We start from the raw sequence: 16,586 nt of genomic DNA, 5'->3' as shown, positions 1-16,586 counted from the left end.
TGCGACACGGGTGGTTTTTCTATGAGGGGACGCGTCGGTCGGGCTTAGGCAAAAACATCGGCAAGCTTGTCTGCCGTCAACACCTTGTCCACCCACATCATCACCTGTGCGTTCTTCGCCGTTTTCATCTTTTCATATACCCAGGGCGGGTTGGTCCCGAACTTCCGCTCCAAGATTCGCAGCAGCATCTGGGACGCGCCTTCGACACGACCTTCTTCTCGGCCCGCCACACGACCTTCTTCTCGGCCCGCCACACGACCTTCTTCTCGGCCCGCCACACGACCTTCTTCTTTCGCCACCCGCTCGAAACTGGTGAGATATGCCACTTTTTCCTCCCCGACACTTTCCTGTAACGCTTCCCGAAAGGGTTCATCCATCTCGTTGGGCAAATCGATGACACTGTCTATGAATTTAATCGCTCGATCAAAGCGTTTCAAATCAAATTCTTTGGCAAACAGCACCTTCAGGATCGCCAGTTTCTCCTGAAACCGCTGATCCAACCGATTGCGGGTCAATTTGCCGGCCAAATGGGCCAAAACGATCAAACCAATCACATTCTCTTTCGACTCTAGTGCCTCCCGCGCGGCGATGTAATCCATCAACTTGGCGATACGGAATTCAAAATTTAGGATGCTCCCCCACTTCCCGAACCCAAAAGGTTCCGGTCGCCAATCGGGATTCGTATCGCCCAAAATCGCCAAACTCACGATCGGCGCTCGAAACTTATTGAAAAACCGGCAATTGTAGATGTACATCCGCTCTGAAAGCGCTTCGTCCACCTCGTTTTGAAACTCAATATGCAAATACACCAACTGGGCGTCACCGTCCGTGGTAACCACCCGGAACAGCTTATCGGCACGACGGTCGCCCACCGCATCATTCACTTCTTCTTTCGGCAGGTCCTTGTCCAAGGATTCTACCGGTTTCTCCCAATCGATTTCCCTGTAAGCATCGGGCATAAAAAATGCCACCAACTCGGGAAAAAAGTCCTCCGCCACGTGTTTCCATGGGTTGTCAAACTCACTCATTCGCTTACCCCCGCCACTTTTGACTGACCGGCGCTAGGACACCGGCGACGCATGCATTCAGTTGGGTTTCCTGCTAAGCTAAGCGCTTCGAAAGGAACCCGCTATGCAGTTGATTCACACATCCGATTGGCACCTCGGCCATCACCTTCACGGCCTTAATCGCGATTACGAACACCGTCGTTTCCTCAACTGGCTGCTCGATACCCTGGAGGACCGCCGCGCCGATGCGCTCCTGGTCAGCGGCGACATTTTCGATTCCGCCAATCCCTCAGCCGCCGCCCAAACCCTCTACTACCAATTTCTTGCTGAATCACGGCGACGCTTACCCGACCTCGATCTCGTTATTGTCGCCGGCAACCACGATTCCGCTTCCCGCTTAGACGCGCCTAAACCCTTGCTCAAAGCCTTTAACATTCATGTCATCGGCAGCCTGGGCCGAACCCCAAGTGGCAATATTGATGTAGACGCACTTCTGGTGCCGCTCACCAACCAAAACCGCGAAACAGCCGCCTGGTGCGCGGCGGTTCCCTTTCTGCGACCCGCCGATTTACCACGCGCCGGCAAAGGCGACGACTGGCTCGTCAAGGGCGTCCGCGAGATTTACGACGAGGTGTTCACCGCGCTTTCCCAACGACGCGGCCCCGGTCAAGCCTTGGTCGCTACCGGCCACGCCTACCTGACCGGAACCCAATTGAGCGAACTCTCCGAACGCAAAATCCAAGTAGGCAACCAACAAGCCATTCCTGTCGATGTTTTCCCGGAACACGCCGCCTATACCGCGTTGGGCCACCTCCACCGGGCCCAACGGGTCGGCCGTCGCGACCATGTGCGTTATTCCGGCTCGCCACTTCCGCTCTCCCTCGACGAAGCCGATTACCTGCATCAAGTGGTTGCGGTCACCCTAAACGGTGAGGCCGCCGCAAAGGTCGAATCCGTGCCGGTCCCCCGCGCGGTGGACATCATCCGTCTGCCCAAGGGCAAACAAGACCTCACGGTAGAAGAACTGCTGCCCCTGCTCCACGAATTACCAAACCGCGAAACCACGGCCTTGGCGCGCCATGAATACCCTTACCTCGAACTTAGCGTGTTCCTCAACAAACCCGAGCCAGGCCTTCGCAAGCAACTGGAAGACGTTTTGACGGACAAAGCGGTACGCCTGCTGAAAATCAAAACCAAATATCCCAAAAGCCGTGAAAGCCTGGCCGACAGCCTGCCGCAACAATCCCTGTCCCAACTAAGCCCGGCCGACGTTTTTACCCGACGCTATCAAAGTTTATTCGAGGGCGAACCCAGCAAAGCCATGACCACCGCCTTCCACGAACTCTGGGATCAAGCGGGGACGGTACCATGAAAATCCTCGCCATTCGCGGCAGCAATCTCACCAGTCTCGCCGGCGAATTCGCGGTCGAACTCCAACATCCGCCCCTGGGTCAAAGCGGCTTATTTGCCATCACCGGACCCACCGGCGCCGGCAAGAGCACCTTGCTCGACGCGCTCTGTGTCAGCCTTTACGGGCGCATACCACGCCTGGAAAACACGGGGGCAGCGGTGCAGATCGGCAACGATGCACAAAACACGCTGGCCCACAACGACCCACGCAACCTATTGCGCCGCGGTGCCGCGGCCTGCCACGCCGAAACGGAATACCGCGGGCTTGACGGTAAAGTCTACCTGGCCCGCTGGGAAGTCGAGCGCGTTTCACGCGGCAAAAATAAAGGGGTTCTCAAGCCCTCGGAAACCACCTTGCGCGATATGGCGGAAGACCGCCTGATCGGCCGCACCAAAACCGAGGTGCTCCAGGCGGTTCACGAAACCATCGGGCTCACATTCGATCAATTCCGCCGTTCCGTATTGCTCGCCCAGGGGGATTTTGCAGCCTTTCTCAAGGCGGGAAACAAGGCCCGCGCGGATCTGCTGGAACGCATGACCGGCACCGAAATTTACTCGCGTATCGGGACCCTCGCTTATGAACGCGCCAAGCGCGAGCAACAAAGCCTCGACATCCTCGACACCCGCTTGGGTGAAGCCACGATTTTGACGGAAGAACAACGGGAAGAACACGAGACCCACCTAGCGGAGACCCAGGAAAAGCGGAACCTCACAACACAACAACACCAACAAACCCAACAAACCTACACCTGGATCAAACAACATGACCGCCTCCAGCAAAACCTCGAAGCGGCCACAAAGTCCCATCAGGAACAGCGTCAAAACTTGGACGACTTCCAACCCCAACGGGAAAAACTACAGCAAGCAACCCGCGTTGAAGCCCTTCGGCCAACCAGACGGGAATACCGGGAACTCACCCAAACCTCGGCCGATTTAACGAAGCGACTGGACGACGCCGTAACCGCCTTAGCCGAACTTCACGACCGACTAACAGCCCATACCGAAACATGCCAAAGCCTTCAAAGCCTGCTGGAAACGCAACAACAAGTCCTCAAAGACAAACAACCGGAACTGGAAGAAGCACGGCTTCGCGATCTGGAAATCGCCACCCACCGGGAAAAGCAACAAGCCCACACCAAGGCCCTGGAAATCGCGCAACAAAACGTTTCGGCACTGGAAAAGAAACAACAGACCTACCTCCTCGAACGCGCGCAATTAGAACAGGAGCAGCAGCAGCTTCAACAATGGCTGGCCGATCACCAAGACGCCCAACAACTCTGCAATCACTGGGAAACGTGGCGCCTCGATTTGGAAAACCTGGTGGAGAACCACCGCGACAAACAGGAACTCGAACAGAAACAGGCACAATGGCAAAAAGAACAGCACCAGTTTCGACAGCAAATTAGAACCCTTGAATCGAAACGACACACCGCCCAGCAAGAACTCAGTCAAAGCGAGGCAAGCTACCAAGACCGAGAACAGGGTTTCGATCCAGAAGCACGCGCGCGGATGCAACACCACATCGAACAGAACCTCAGGGTGATTCATTGGTTGCAACAAGCAACCAAAGACCAAGGTAACCGGCAACGCTTGGCACGCCGACTCCAGGAAAAAGAGGAAAAATACCAACACCTCATCACCCAGGGCAAGCAGGCTGCCACCGAGGCCGAAACTGCCGGAGCCGCACTGCAAAAAAACCAAATCCAACTCACGGAAGCCCGTGAAACCTTGGATCGTCTGCGCTTAACCCATTCGCAGAACTTAAACCAGTTGCGCGCGTCCCTCGAAACCGGCCAACCCTGTCCCCTGTGCGGCGCCACCGAACACCCCTACCGCGAGCAGCAACCCGCCGACCATTTGCTTGCCGACCAACAAAATCGTGTCACAACGCTCGAACAACAAAACCGAAAAGCGGTTCAGGATGAGGCCGCGGCCAAAAGTCGTCTGGCACACTTGCGCGAGCAGGCTCGCGGCGAGCAACGCGAAGCCAAAAAAGAGCGCCAAGAAGCCGAAAGCGAGCACGAGAAATGGGTGCAATTGTGGCACACCAAACCGGACGACCTCCCCTTCCACGGGTCACCGGAAACCGATGAAACCGATTTGGAATCGGCGCTACAAGAAACGCTGGCCGATTTTGAACGCAAGCAGCGCCGATACCGCGATGATCAAGGAAAGCTGGATACCCAGGCGCAGGAAATAGAGGCGCTGCGCAAGCAGGTCGAACAACATCGCCGCCGGTTCAAAACCTGCGACGAGGAGCGCCAAACCCTTGCCGAACAGGAACGAACCCGCGAACAAGAACGCATCCAGCAGGAGAGCCGTTACCAAAGTTTAAGCCAACAGATCGAAGCATCGCGGACCCGGCTTGATCCACTCATGAACTGGCTCCCCGATTGGCGTACCATCCTCGAGCAGGATCCACCCGCGTTATTGGAACGTTGCGACGCGCGGATCGCCACCCAAAAGAACAAACACGACCGCGAGCGCGAACGCACCATCGCCCTTAAAAACATCGACCAAGCGCTGCACCCACTGGCCGGCGAGCTAACCGCCGCCCAAACACGGCGGGACAGCATCGGGAAACAACACGAGGAAGGCGCGGAGCTTCTCAAACAAACCCTCGCCCATCGCGCGACCCTGCTCGACGGTGCCGCCGTGACCGAGGTGCTGGAACGTCTCGAGTCGGCGGTAAACGAAACGACTCAATCGCTCAAGCAACAACAAGAGCGCGTTTCCCAAGTCCAACAGGAAATCGCCTCCCAAGAACAACGCAAAAACTCGCTACAGGAACAAATCCAAACCTGTCGCCGCAAACAGGAGGACAACCGGGCCCGTTGGCAAGAACAACTCGCCCAAGCGGCATGTTCAGAATCCGAGGCCGAAACCTGGCTGGCCATCGACCGCGAATGGTGCACGGCAACCCAAAATCAGCTCGCCGGCTTGGAGCAGGCCTGCCGCGACAGCGAGGTGCTTTTAAGAGAACGCCGCGAAGCCGTCGCCAACCACGATGCCGAACAACCGGAAGGCGAACTCGCCCAAAAAACCGCCGCCGAACTGGCCGACGCCTTGGCGCTCCTAGAAGAAACCAAGCAACAACAGGAAGAAGCCTATTACGCGGTTAAAAATCTTCTGGATCAAGACCAAGCGGCCCAAACCCAACGTCGCGAATTGCTGGAACAGCGGGCTCGGCAACTTCAGACCGTGGAACTCTGGCAAGCCATGCGCAATCTAATCGGCAGCAAAGACGGCAACAAATTTCGGCAATACGCCCAAAGCCTCACCCTTGACGCCCTGCTCGGTTATGCGAACGTCCATCTGGAAGACCTGGCGCGCCGATACCGGTTGGCACGCGTCCCCCATGTGGAAACCCTTGAACTGCAAATCATTGACGGCGATATGGCGGACGAAGCCCGCTCCATCAACAGCCTCTCCGGTGGTGAAACCTTCCTTGTCAGCCTCGCGCTGGCGCTGGGATTGGCCTCCATGTCGGCGGAACGCAGTCTCGTCGAAAGCTTGTTTATCGACGAAGGGTTCGGCGCCCTCGATCCCGAAAGCCTCGACCTGGCCCTGAGCGCGTTGGACAGCTTACAAGCCATGGGCCGCCAGGTGGGGGTGATTTCTCACATCCCCACCCTGATCGAACGCATCGGCACGCGCATTAACGTCATCCCCCAAGGGGCGGGCCGCAGCTTCATTCGTGTCGAGGACGCCTACACGACCGCCTAACCCGCAATGCTCAAAAGGATTCGTCGCGAGAAGCAGAATGCCTTGTGAGTACGAAGATTACGACCGAGAGACGGCGCAGGGGTCCGACCTATCGGCGTAGCAGCTGAGACGAGGGCGGCTCGACCGAGTAAGTCGGATGGCCGCCCCCTCGTAATCGCATGGCTTGCGCCGTAGCAGAATGCCTTGTGAGAAATGCGGGCTAAGGCACCGCGAGCAGGAAACGCAGCGGGCGATCCAAACGCGCGGCCCAGGCGGCCTCGTTGTGACCCGCGCCTTGGTCCAAGAAGTAGGCGACATTATCACCCTCGACGAAACCCAACTGAACCAAGGCGTCGCGCATGTCGGCGGCACTTTGACCGGCCGATTCCAAACTCCCGCCGTCCACGTAGAAACGCGCCGCGGGCGTGGCACCGTTCCACTGCTGCACCTCACCCAACAAGTTCTGGTTATCCCACCAGAAACTTGAGGACAAACACGCGGCCGAACCAAATACATCGGACCGGGTCCAACTACCGTAAAAACTGATCAGACCCCCAAGAGAGGAACCCATCAGAAAACGCGTGTTCGCACCGGCGCGCGTCCGCAGCGAATTTTCAATCCAGGGAACCACCTCGTTTTCAATGAAATCGAGGTACAGGTCGCCGTCGCCACCCCCGTAATTGGGATCGGCCGTGGGCGTGTACTCGGGAAGACGCGAGGCGCCGGTATTGTCGATGCCGACGTAAATGGCTTCCTGGATCACGCCCTGCATCACCAAAGCGTCACTGGTTTCGTCCAAACGCCATTCCCGACCACCAAACGCGGTCGCGGCTTCAAAAAGGTTTTGCCCGTCGTGGCAATACACCACGGGATAAGATTTCAATAGGTTTTCGTCATAACTCGGCGGCAAATAAACGCGCACGCCCCGCACATTCCCCAGGGTTGAGGAATAAAACGAGGTGACATTCACCAAACGGCCTTGGTTGGAAAAGAAGAAGGGATAAATGTCAACCACATCGTTGCCGTGGGCCACCCGGTAATTGGCACCCACCGACCAAACCTGATCGTTAAACAAAGGCTTAAATTCAAAGCCTCCCCAGGAAGCGGGTGTTTGCAACACCCACACATTGCCTTCCTGCCAAGACGTCTGGACACCCTGCTGCCAATTCAAACCGGGCGCCTGTCCGCGAATCGCAATCCGGTTCCCCCAACCGGTGTCGTAGTGAACCCTAATTTCGGCCGCCTGAAGCGCGGCGCCAAAGCCAAAAGAAACAAGAACGATCCAAAAAGCAATCCATTTTTTCAACATGTCCATCCTTTAAATAGGAGCAGCAGGATCTTGTCCATGCGCCGCACCAGGGGCGTCGGCATGCAAGGCAAAACCCAATAGAAAGCAAAAACCAGGCGACTTGAAAGCGCCCGCGAACACCAGGCGCGGGAACGATTACCGCCCCTCGGATATCACCGGAACAAGCGGCTTTTCATAAAATAAGCAATGCGTGATTCGACGAAACACGGCGGCGACACCACCGCAAAAGGGCATCGTCGCCGTCAAAATAAAGCTTCCCACAGCCCCTTGCCGACCTCAACCCTTTTCCTTACTCGGATAAACACATTTTCTACAACAAAAGCACCGAGCGTTTTTCCATCAAAAGACCAATAATCACCGGCATTTCACACCAAGCTCATTCAAAATTCACATACAGCGTAGGAAAATCGTCGAACCCAAGCGTTATTCTCTATAAAACGGGACCCCCTCGGGATTGACTCATCATTTTCCCGAGGTCGCCTCATCGTTTTTCAACAGCAATAGCGTTTTTACTCGAGTATACAAAACTTTCAAATTCGCATTGCCTATTGTTTTATCGACTGTTACGATGAGTCGCTCGCTAAAAACAGCGACTATCCATATATTCTCGAAAAGGAAAATTCCATGAAAAGCATATTGATTTTCAGCGGCCTTTTCGCCCTCGGTTCCATGATGATTGGTGTCACCGCGCTATCTGTTTACATCCAAGACCAGCAGGAACGCGCCGAGGAGGCCGCGATATTGGACGTCCACCCGACGCCCGAAGAACTGAACCTCTGTATTTTAGAACTCAACCAGAATTTACTGCGCTGCAGCAAACAAGCCGGTCATTTCATCGGCGATCCCTGCACCCAAACGGCCATGGCGAATTGGGAGGCCTGTACGACCCGGTAGGTGATTCACGATGGGTTTGGCAGCGCGCGGGCTCCATGAGGTGAGTCCGATCATGGCCAATTAACCTGGAACTTGTCACAATCAAGCACTCTTCTACGCAAAGCGCCGGATTTGCGGCGGAATAAGGGGGTCGTTGTGATGAAGACCATGGCACTGCTTGGGCTCGGATTCTGGATTTTGGCGCTGGGCCTCTTTGGCGGCCAAACCCTGCATGTCGCCGTAAACGGTGACGACGGCACGGGGGACGGAAGCGCCGAAAACCCCCTCGCCACCATTACCGCCGCGCTGGACCGCGCCCAGGACGGCGCCGAAATCATCGTGGGCCCCGGCGAGTACACCGGTCGCATTCGCCTGCGGGGCAATTTTGCCACCCCGGTCACCGTGCGCGCCGCGGTGCCCTACACCGCCTTGCTCCGTCACAACGGGACGGTCATCACCTGTTACACCGGGGTCGGCATTCGCTTGGAAGGCTTTGATATCGCCCACGACGGACCCGGCGCGGCGGGGCTTGTGATCCAAATTCAGGATTTGCGCAGCACGGACACGCCCGGCGGCAACGATCCCACCCGCAACATCACCATTGAAAACAACATCATCCACGACAGCTACAACAACGACTTGCTGAAAATCAACAACGGCGCGCGCGATATCACGGTGCGCGGTAACCTGTTTTTCAACCAGCAAGGCAGCGACGAACACATGGATGTCAACGGTGTGGAAAACATCGTCATTGAGGACAACATCTTCTTCAACCATTTTGAAGGGAGCGGTCGCCCCAACGGCAACGACACGTCCAGCTTCATCGTTGTAAAAAATTCCGGCGAACTGGCGGTCAATCGCAATTTCACCATTCGCCGCAATGTGTTTCTCAATTGGCAAGGCAGCACCGGCAGCCACTTCATTCTGTTCGGCGAGGATGGCAAACCCTTCTTCGAAGCCGAGGAGGCCTTGGTCGAAAACAACCTCATGCTCGGCAATGCAACCCACGTCATGCGCGCCGCGTTTGGGGTCAAGGGCTCGCGCAACATTACCTTCCGCAACAACACGGTCCACGGCGACCTACCCGCGCTCGCCTATGCCATGCGCCTCAACCGCGAGGGCAACAACCCGCCGGTGGAAAATGTGCACTTCTACAACAATATTTGGTCGGATCCAACCGGCACCATGGGCGCCGGCAACAGCGGTGCCAATGACTTTTCGGACAGCACCGCCGCGGACGTCGCCTCTTTTGAACTTACCAACAACCTTTACTGGAACGGGGGAAGCGATCCACCGGAAACCGGCGATCTGGTCAATCCATCCGACGATACCGCGGCGGTCACGGCCGATCCGATCCTTCCCGATCTCACCCAAACAACCCTGCCCACCTGGCTGCCCCAATCGCTTCGTTTCGCCAGCGGCAACACCACCATTCGTGCCGAATTCCTGCGTTTGGTCAACGCGTACGGGGTACTCGGCGCACAAAGCGGCGCGGTCGACGTGGCCGACCCCGCCAACGCCGCGGGCGAAGATATCCTCGGACGTACCCGCGGCGCCAATCCCGATATCGGCGCTTTCGAACAGGCGCCCTGTGTCTTAATCGGTGATCTCAACAATGATGCCGTGGTCGACCTTAACGACGTATACCTACTCGCATCACGTTGGTTATCCACCGAAAGCGACTTAGACGCGGACGGACGCGTCACGGTCCTCGATCTGGTGCGCCAAGGCAACGGCCCCACGACCTGCCTCGGGTTTTAATTAACCCGCATTGCTTACCCGTTTTCTCCTACGTGGGCTAGGCATCCTCCACCAGTTGCAGTTCGGAGAAGTAGGCTGCATGGTCCGACAACTGCCGCCAGGGCTCGCCTTTCATCACCCGAGCATCCACCGCGCGAAATCCGCGAAAATAGACACGATCCAATTTCAACAGCGGCATCCACGAGGGGAAGGTGCGCGCATGTTTGTCGTGCAAATCAAAATGCGCCTCCTGCAGGTTGAGTTCGCGCTGCATTCGGTCCGAAATACGCTCGCGCCAATCGTTAAAGTCCCCTGCGATGATCAAAGGCTCGCTATCAGGAACCACGGAACGAATGCGCTCGGTTAATAAACCCACCTGCAAACGCCGACCTCGTTCAAGCAAATCCAAGTGAAGGCAAATCACGTGCAGGGGCATTTTGAACTCGGGCACGGCCAAAACAGCGTGCAACAAGCCGCGGTTCTCCAGCGGATTGGTGGATACATCAATGTTGTCCCAATCTGAGATAGGGTACTTGCTAAGAATGGCATTGCCGTGATGGCCGGCATCGTAAACCGCATTTTTGCCGTAGGCGTAATGATGCCAAACGCTGTCGGCAAGATACTCAAACTGCGGCGCATCCGGCCAGTTGGGAATGCGTTGGCTATGCCGTTGATGATCGCCCAATACCTCTTGAAGGAACACCACGTCGGCGTGCACCTGCTTAATGGCCAGGCGAATGCGGTCCAAAACGTAGTTTCGGTTATAGGTGCTAAACCCTTTGTGAATGTTGTAGGAAAGGATCTTAATCGTACAAGGCTGATTCATGAACATTCCGTCAAGATGCCGTTGCGGCCCCAATCATCGCAAGGGCGGTGTCACAACCCGCCCCCTATTCTTTTTTAACACAGCCCGAATGAATGCCAGGCGGACAATCCTCATTCTCGGATGATTTGCGACCCAAATCGCGGGGTAGCCGGCCAAAACCTCAAACCCGGCGGCAAAAAAAAACCGATCACCTCAAGTGAGCCCCTACATTATTAAATGATCCGCGGCGGCAATCCATGGTCGCGCTTTTGGATCATTACAAAAAAGATCCCAAGACACAAACAGCCGCCCTAGCGGACGGCTGTCTGAAAAAGCGATGAGAGTGGGCGATAACGGACTTGAACCGCTGACATCTTGCTTGTAAGGCAAGCGCTCTACCAACTGAGCTAATCGCCCGAAAAGGGACCGTGAAGTCGGTCCTAAAAATGAATAAAGCCACGATCAAGCGCGGCTTTGAATCAAGAAAGAAATAAAATGGCGGGAGCGACGGGACTTGAACCCGCGACCTCCGGCGTGACAGGCCGGCATTGTAACCAACTCAACTACGCCCCCGCATTAATTCGGGTAATCTTTGTGTCCATCTCTTCAAAAGAAGAGGATGTAGCGGCGTTGCAAAGCAACGCGAGAGAAAATGGCGGGAGCGACGGGACTTGAACCCGCGACCTCCGGCGTGACAGGCCGGCATTGTAACCAACTCAACTACGCCCCCGCATGGGGTGGTGGGCGATAACGGACTTGAACCGCTGACATCTTGCTTGTAAGGCAAGCGCTCTACCAACTGAGCTAATCGCCCGACCCAACGAGGCATGATTATTGTCTTTTGCCCCCCCAACTGTCAAGCGACTTTTTCAGTTTTTTTCACACTTCGCCAACGCAACACTTAAACACCTAGATCAAAACATTTTATCACCAACACACCCCACACACTGTCACGCCGAGCGCGCCGGCACCGGGTCGCATGTCCGGCCCTACAACTGGAGAACGGGCCAAGCCGCGGCCAAATACTCGGGATGCGCCCCATCAGAAACGGCCACCTGCTGGTGGTCACACAGGGCAGTCACCGCCCGACAGGCTTCCGCCAGTTGCGGGTGCCGCCTTTGGGCACGCTTGGTAATCTGGGCGGCCAGTGCAAACAGCAGGTTTTTATTCTCCTCGAACTTGGCCAAAAATGCCGCCTCGTCCAAGGGCGCCTTGAGCCCACGATTCAGGTTTACCATTAAATCGACCTTCTCCTGATCGAGGAAAGCGGTCGGGGCCGGGGTTGCATCCGCGCCATGCCAATCTCTGAAAAATTGCTGCATGGCGTTGTTCAACGCGCCTGCCTGTTGAAAGGCATCGCTGATGCGGCCATAGCTCCTGAGATCACACAAGCGCCCCTGAATGAACACAAAAGCCAACAAACTCCAGTAAACGGCGTAATCCCAGTAAATCTTCACGGTCATCACCCGCGCGTTACCGAACAAAGGGTATTGGTCTTGATAGACAACCAAGGTGTTTTTGAAGAAACCCTGGTACATCTGCTCGTAAATCGGTGCCAACGCCCTGATGGACTTTCCGCGTAAATCACGCAAAACAAGATCGCTGATAAACGTATTGCTCACCCCGATGAAATCACTGCCAGGCGAATAAAAGGGATCCAAGAACACCCCCGCTTCACCCGAAAGCGCCCAGCGGTCAACGCTAAACACCTGCTTGGCGCCGTGTGAAAAGTTTTTCAAAACCAGGAAGTCCTGAAGTTTGTCCCGATGTTCCGCCACCTCGGCACCGCACAGGGGTTCAAATTGCTGCAACCAGGCCAGAGCGCGGTCGAATTTATTGTAGGTATCGAGGCGATGCAACCTTGGGTCGGCCACGATTCCGAAACTGGTCGAACCGGAGGACAAGGGGATGACCCACACCCAGTAACCGGGCCCCATGAGATGGTTGGTGCTTAACCAACGGTTCCCCTGATTGTTGGAACAAGAGGCACCGCGACACCAGTCATCGACCTTGGTTTCGGTTTGCAAACGGAACCAAACGGCGTTGACCTTGTGGTCAACCTGTTCTACCAAGTCGAGCTTGCGCTTGAGGAACGCGGCACGACCGGTGCAATCCACCAACCAGCGGGTCACGATACGACCATCCTGATCGCCGCAACGGAAGGTCACCTCGTGGGGTAGGCCGTCCTCATTTAAGGTAAAACCGGTTACCTTGGCCTGATCCAAAAAGGTAACACCCTCCGCGGCCGCCAATTCCCGGGCCAAATGGTTTTCCAACCGGCCTCGGTCCAATTGAAAACTCGGCGTGGGGAAAAACGAAAAAGAACCTACCTCGAGGCCGTCATCCAAGGTCTCGCGCTGCTCGGCACCAAAGAAGAAACGCAGGCCAAGCTTGGGTAGATGATCTTGCTTAATGTGGTCGGCCAAACCCAACATCTCCGAAAAGTAGTGGGCGCCCAGTTCAACCGACGACTCGCCGACTTTCCAAGCCGCCTCGGGCACGGGGTGCGCACGACGCTCCAAAATCACAACACGGGTCTCGGGTCGTGCAAGGCGCAATTGCCGCGCCAACGTCAATCCGGCTAAACCGCCGCCTAAAATCACCACCTCGGCCGGTGTTGCCTGCTCCAACATCCATCACTCCTTCAAACGCGAACCAAATCACGGTTAACAACGGCAAACAGTGTCTCATGTTGCGGGCAGCCTCGCCAAAGAAGGCGCCCCTTCTCCCGCAAAAAAGATGGGCCATTGCCAGGGTCACTAAAAATGAAGGCGACGCGAAAAACCACCCACGAAAGAGCCACAAGCACTTCAATATCAGCGCTCTACTCCCAAGGAAAACCACCCCGACCGTCAAAAAAAAACCCAAAAACCAGACAAAACGAATACAACCAGGACCCAGGGAATCCCATAACGAGGCGAAAAAAAGCCGCCCCAACTAAATAAAATATTCCTTACAGCCAAACTTTGCACCAGCAAAAACGCTTACCGCGAATGCCGCCCTCCGGTATAATGAGATTCATTACCTTCCTAACAAACCTATCAAACTTTGAGCGGACCACCATGCACGACCGCCCTATTACCCCGCTTTTTGCTGGAGACTTTATGCCCCACCGCGACACCCCGCTTTACAGCAATATTTTGCTGCGATCACGTAGTGCAAGTCTGAATTCAGACGATATCACCGCGATGGGCGCATTAATCAACCTCGAGCACGAACTCAATACCAAGATGAGTTACCTTGGAATCGCCCGCCAAATCCTGGACACGATCTGCGCCCACCCACACTTTAAAAAAGTCGCGCGGGTCTGCATTGCGGCGCTGACCGATCATACCAACCAGCTCCGCGTGCTTGATTCGGCCATGGATGACCAGAGCGAGAACCTGATTGAGCCAGGCTACTCCTGTTACGTTGACGCCAATGGCTCCCTGTTTCAAATGAACGGCGGCCAGATGCGCATATTGCGGGAAGTCTCGCTGGTCATCGACACCTTCGCGGAACAAGGCAAACCGGTGCAACGATCCATCCGCTACATTCACGAAATGGGTTTTAAAAGCGGCATCTGCTTACCGCTGGTCCACTTAGGCAGCTTGCGTGGGTACATCTTTCTCAATGCGCGGGAGCCCATGTATTTCCACCTCGCCCGCCCGCAAGATTTTTTGCTTTACTCGCACGTTGTGTTCATCGGCCGTCAGGTCCATCACATGGCTTGCCCTAACGAACAGAACAGCTTGCCACCCGCGCTGGAAGCCCACGCGCGCTGGACCGGCGAAGCTTTTGAGCCCAACAGCTTTTCCGAGCATCTCAGTACCTTCCTTGACAAAAGACACAATCTGACCAAAGCGGTGACGGTCACCTTTGATGCCGAACAAAAGCCGTTTCTTTACGCACCGTCCCTCGTCGCCTTAACCCTGTTGGACTGCCTGGAAGCACAGGGGCTTCTAGCCGAAGAACAACCGCTTGAGGTTAAGGTTTACCAGGACGCACGCAACATCATTTTTGAAGTGGCGGCCGGCTGGTCGACGGACAGCACCACCATCTTTGACCAAAACCGCTTTTTTGACTTGAGCCGGCATGTCAACGACCTGGGCTGGGCGCTCATCATGGATGGTGAAAAAACCGCGCTTTCCATGAACTACGATCCTTGTTTCCTCGATAATCCAGAGATCCTCTACAGCGTATAAACAGCGCTTTTTTCGCCCAAAATCCTCACGCCGGTCACCGCGCGCCAACATTGGCGCGACATACTCCCCGGAATGATTGGTTCGCATAACTTGCGACCCAGCAGCTTCACCTCCCCAGAGTTAGAGACCCCCCGCGGCGCGGCACTTTTTGAACCGCAACCCAAGATCTTCCAAAAACGCCCTCTCCATCTGAAGCCGCGGGTCTTTAACCGATTCACGCTTTCTGCTAGGTTGTGAGCACACCGCCCTAAAACATCCCATTCCCGCCGCCCGATGCGGCAACGTACAAGGTAATCTCATGGTTCACGTTGTTTTTGTTGCGCCCTATTTACTGCGCGCCACCCTCCAGTTTATCGACGGCGCCGCCACCCTCCCCGGGGTCCGATTAATTCTGGTCACGCAAGACCGCCTGGCCGGCGTTCCCGCCTCGGTTCGCGCCAACCTTTTCCGTTTTCACCGCGTTGAAAATGTGATGGATGAGACCCAATTGCTCGCGGCCATCCATGAACTGCGCGCGAAAGTCGGCCCGATTCACCGCTTGATCGGGACCCTCGAAGATCTCCAAGAAACACTGGCAAGGGTTCGGCAGACCCTATCGATTGACGGCATGGATCCCATTACAGCCGGCAACTTCCGCCAAAAATCAAAAATGAAGGAAATCCTGCGGGGCAACGGCATCCCCTGCGCCAAACACTGCTTGGCGACCAACCGTCCTCAGCTCGACGCCTTCATTGACAAGGTCGGTTATCCACTGGTCGCCAAACCCCCGGCCGGCGCCGGTAGCCGCGCCACCTTCCAGCTCAACCACGCGGGTGATCTCGACAACCTGCTCTCGGAAAACAGCCTCTCAACCGGCAAACCGATTCTGTTTGAAGAATTTATCATGGGTAATGAATACACCTTTGAATCAGCCTGGATCGAAGGCCGCATGAAATGGCACTCCATTACCCGCTATTACCCCAGCCCGTTAGAAGTGCTCAACAATTCTTGGATTCAGTGGTGCATTTTGCTACCTCGTGAAATCGACCACCCCTATTTCAACGACATCCGCGAAATCGCGGCCAAAGCCAACCAATGCCTCGGCATTCAAAACGGCTTTACCCATCTGGAGTGGTTCCGCCGTAGCGACGGCTCCATCGCGGTAAGTGAAGTGGCGGCACGCCCCCCGGGCGGCCAGCTCACCAGCATCACCGGCTTCGCGCACCAGTTCAACATTCATCAGGAATGGGCGCGCTCGGTCATATTCAATCAATTCGCGGAACCCAAACGATGTTATGCGGCGGGCGCGGCCTTCTTACGCGGGCAAGGAAAAGGTCGGGTCGCGGCGGTTCAGGGCATCAAAAAGATCCAAGAGGAACTCGGTGCACTCATTGTAGAAATGAAGTTGCCGGCCATCGGCCAACCGCCGGGCGGGGGTTACGAGGGAGACGGCTACATCTTGGTGCGGCACCCCATCACGGCCGTCGTAGAAAAAGCCCTATCCCGCATTATCACCTCGGTTCGCGTCGTTCTTGACTAAAACCTAAGAAGCGCTGACGCGGTGATTTTAGCTA

The 16,586-nt window shown here is 55.9% G+C and carries 10 protein-coding genes and 4 tRNA genes; 6 read left to right on the top strand and 8 right to left on the bottom strand.

Features of this window, described 5'->3' with window-relative positions:
* Positions 1-44: 44 nt before the first annotated feature.
* Positions 45-1,028, bottom strand: a complete 984-nt coding sequence (locus tag J3U88_RS23815) for an RpnC/YadD family protein (protein ID WP_207861498.1) — start codon at positions 1,026-1,028, stop codon at positions 45-47.
* A 103-nt stretch (positions 1,029-1,131) separates the two neighbouring features.
* Between J3U88_RS23815 and J3U88_RS23810 the strand changes: the two genes are divergently transcribed.
* Together J3U88_RS23810 and J3U88_RS23805 are read left to right on the top strand one after the other, a co-directional pair.
* Positions 1,132-2,379, top strand: coding sequence for an exonuclease SbcCD subunit D C-terminal domain-containing protein (locus J3U88_RS23810; RefSeq protein WP_207861497.1), 1,248 nt, complete (start codon positions 1,132-1,134; stop codon positions 2,377-2,379).
* Complete coding sequence (locus tag J3U88_RS23805; RefSeq protein WP_207861496.1) at positions 2,376-6,143, top strand: AAA family ATPase; 3,768 nt, start codon at positions 2,376-2,378, stop codon at positions 6,141-6,143. Before J3U88_RS23810 ends, J3U88_RS23805 begins: the two co-directional genes overlap by 4 nt.
* Before the next feature lie 199 nt (positions 6,144-6,342).
* On the opposite strand, the gene J3U88_RS23800 is transcribed toward J3U88_RS23805, so the two are convergent.
* Positions 6,343-7,431, bottom strand: coding sequence for an alpha/beta hydrolase (locus tag J3U88_RS23800; RefSeq protein WP_207861495.1), 1,089 nt, complete (start codon positions 7,429-7,431; stop codon positions 6,343-6,345).
* 624 nt (positions 7,432-8,055) lie between these two features.
* Here J3U88_RS23800 and J3U88_RS23795 point away from each other — a divergent pair.
* Both J3U88_RS23795 and J3U88_RS23790 read left to right on the top strand, forming a co-directional pair.
* Entirely contained in the window at positions 8,056-8,325 is a 270-nt protein-coding gene (locus J3U88_RS23795; RefSeq protein WP_207861494.1) for a hypothetical protein, read from the top strand.
* Positions 8,326-8,460: 135 nt separating this feature from the next.
* Positions 8,461-10,065, top strand: coding sequence for a hypothetical protein (locus J3U88_RS23790; protein WP_207861493.1), 1,605 nt, complete (start codon positions 8,461-8,463; stop codon positions 10,063-10,065).
* Between the two features lie 37 nt (positions 10,066-10,102).
* On the opposite strand, the gene J3U88_RS23785 is transcribed toward J3U88_RS23790, so the two are convergent.
* The 6 genes from J3U88_RS23785 to J3U88_RS23760 form a co-directional block, all read right to left on the bottom strand.
* Positions 10,103-10,870 (bottom strand): endonuclease/exonuclease/phosphatase family protein, encoded by a 768-nt coding sequence (locus J3U88_RS23785; RefSeq protein ID WP_207861492.1) that lies wholly within the window; start codon positions 10,868-10,870, stop codon positions 10,103-10,105.
* Positions 10,871-11,193: 323 nt separating this feature from the next.
* A tRNA-Val gene (locus tag J3U88_RS23780) sits at positions 11,194-11,266 on the bottom strand.
* A 79-nt stretch (positions 11,267-11,345) separates the two neighbouring features.
* Positions 11,346-11,422: transfer RNA gene (locus tag J3U88_RS23775), tRNA-Asp, on the bottom strand.
* A gap of 80 nt (positions 11,423-11,502) precedes the next feature.
* Positions 11,503-11,579: transfer RNA gene (locus J3U88_RS23770), tRNA-Asp, on the bottom strand.
* 8 nt (positions 11,580-11,587) lie between these two features.
* Positions 11,588-11,663, bottom strand: a tRNA-Val gene (locus tag J3U88_RS23765).
* A gap of 175 nt (positions 11,664-11,838) precedes the next feature.
* Entirely contained in the window at positions 11,839-13,482 is a 1,644-nt protein-coding gene (locus tag J3U88_RS23760) for an NAD(P)/FAD-dependent oxidoreductase (RefSeq protein WP_207861491.1), read from the bottom strand.
* Positions 13,483-13,953: 471 nt separating this feature from the next.
* Here J3U88_RS23760 and J3U88_RS23755 point away from each other — a divergent pair, with 471 nt between their 5' ends.
* Together J3U88_RS23755 and J3U88_RS23750 are read left to right on the top strand one after the other, a co-directional pair.
* A complete protein-coding gene (locus J3U88_RS23755) occupies positions 13,954-15,033 on the top strand; it encodes a hypothetical protein (RefSeq protein WP_207861490.1) in 1,080 nt (359 codons plus the stop codon).
* A gap of 298 nt (positions 15,034-15,331) precedes the next feature.
* A complete protein-coding gene (locus J3U88_RS23750; RefSeq protein ID WP_207861489.1) occupies positions 15,332-16,552 on the top strand; it encodes an ATP-grasp domain-containing protein in 1,221 nt (406 codons plus the stop codon).
* Positions 16,553-16,586 lie beyond the last annotated feature (34 nt).

It is taken from the genome of Acanthopleuribacter pedis (assembly GCF_017377855.1).
In the GTDB taxonomy this organism is placed as follows: Bacteria; Acidobacteriota; Holophagae; order Acanthopleuribacterales; family Acanthopleuribacteraceae; genus Acanthopleuribacter; species Acanthopleuribacter pedis.
The sequence above is the reverse complement of the archived record's forward strand: the minus strand, read 5'-3'. Positions and strand labels throughout refer to the sequence as shown.

Coding starts and splice junctions, on each gene's coding strand:
- J3U88_RS23760 (WP_207861491.1), bottom strand. CDS start 13,482: ATGTTGGAGCAGGCAACACCGGCCGAGGTGGTGATTTTAGGCGGCGGT.
- J3U88_RS23785 (WP_207861492.1), bottom strand. CDS start 10,870: ATGAATCAGCCTTGTACGATTAAGATCCTTTCCTACAACATTCACAAA.
- J3U88_RS23800 (WP_207861495.1), bottom strand. CDS start 7,431: ATGTTGAAAAAATGGATTGCTTTTTGGATCGTTCTTGTTTCTTTTGGC.
- J3U88_RS23810 (WP_207861497.1), top strand. CDS start 1,132: ATGCAGTTGATTCACACATCCGATTGGCACCTCGGCCATCACCTTCAC.
- J3U88_RS23805 (WP_207861496.1), top strand. CDS start 2,376: ATGAAAATCCTCGCCATTCGCGGCAGCAATCTCACCAGTCTCGCCGGC.
- J3U88_RS23755 (WP_207861490.1), top strand. CDS start 13,954: ATGCCCCACCGCGACACCCCGCTTTACAGCAATATTTTGCTGCGATCA.
- J3U88_RS23815 (WP_207861498.1), bottom strand. CDS start 1,028: ATGAGTGAGTTTGACAACCCATGGAAACACGTGGCGGAGGACTTTTTT.
- J3U88_RS23750 (WP_207861489.1), top strand. CDS start 15,332: ATGGTTCACGTTGTTTTTGTTGCGCCCTATTTACTGCGCGCCACCCTC.
- J3U88_RS23795 (WP_207861494.1), top strand. CDS start 8,056: ATGAAAAGCATATTGATTTTCAGCGGCCTTTTCGCCCTCGGTTCCATG.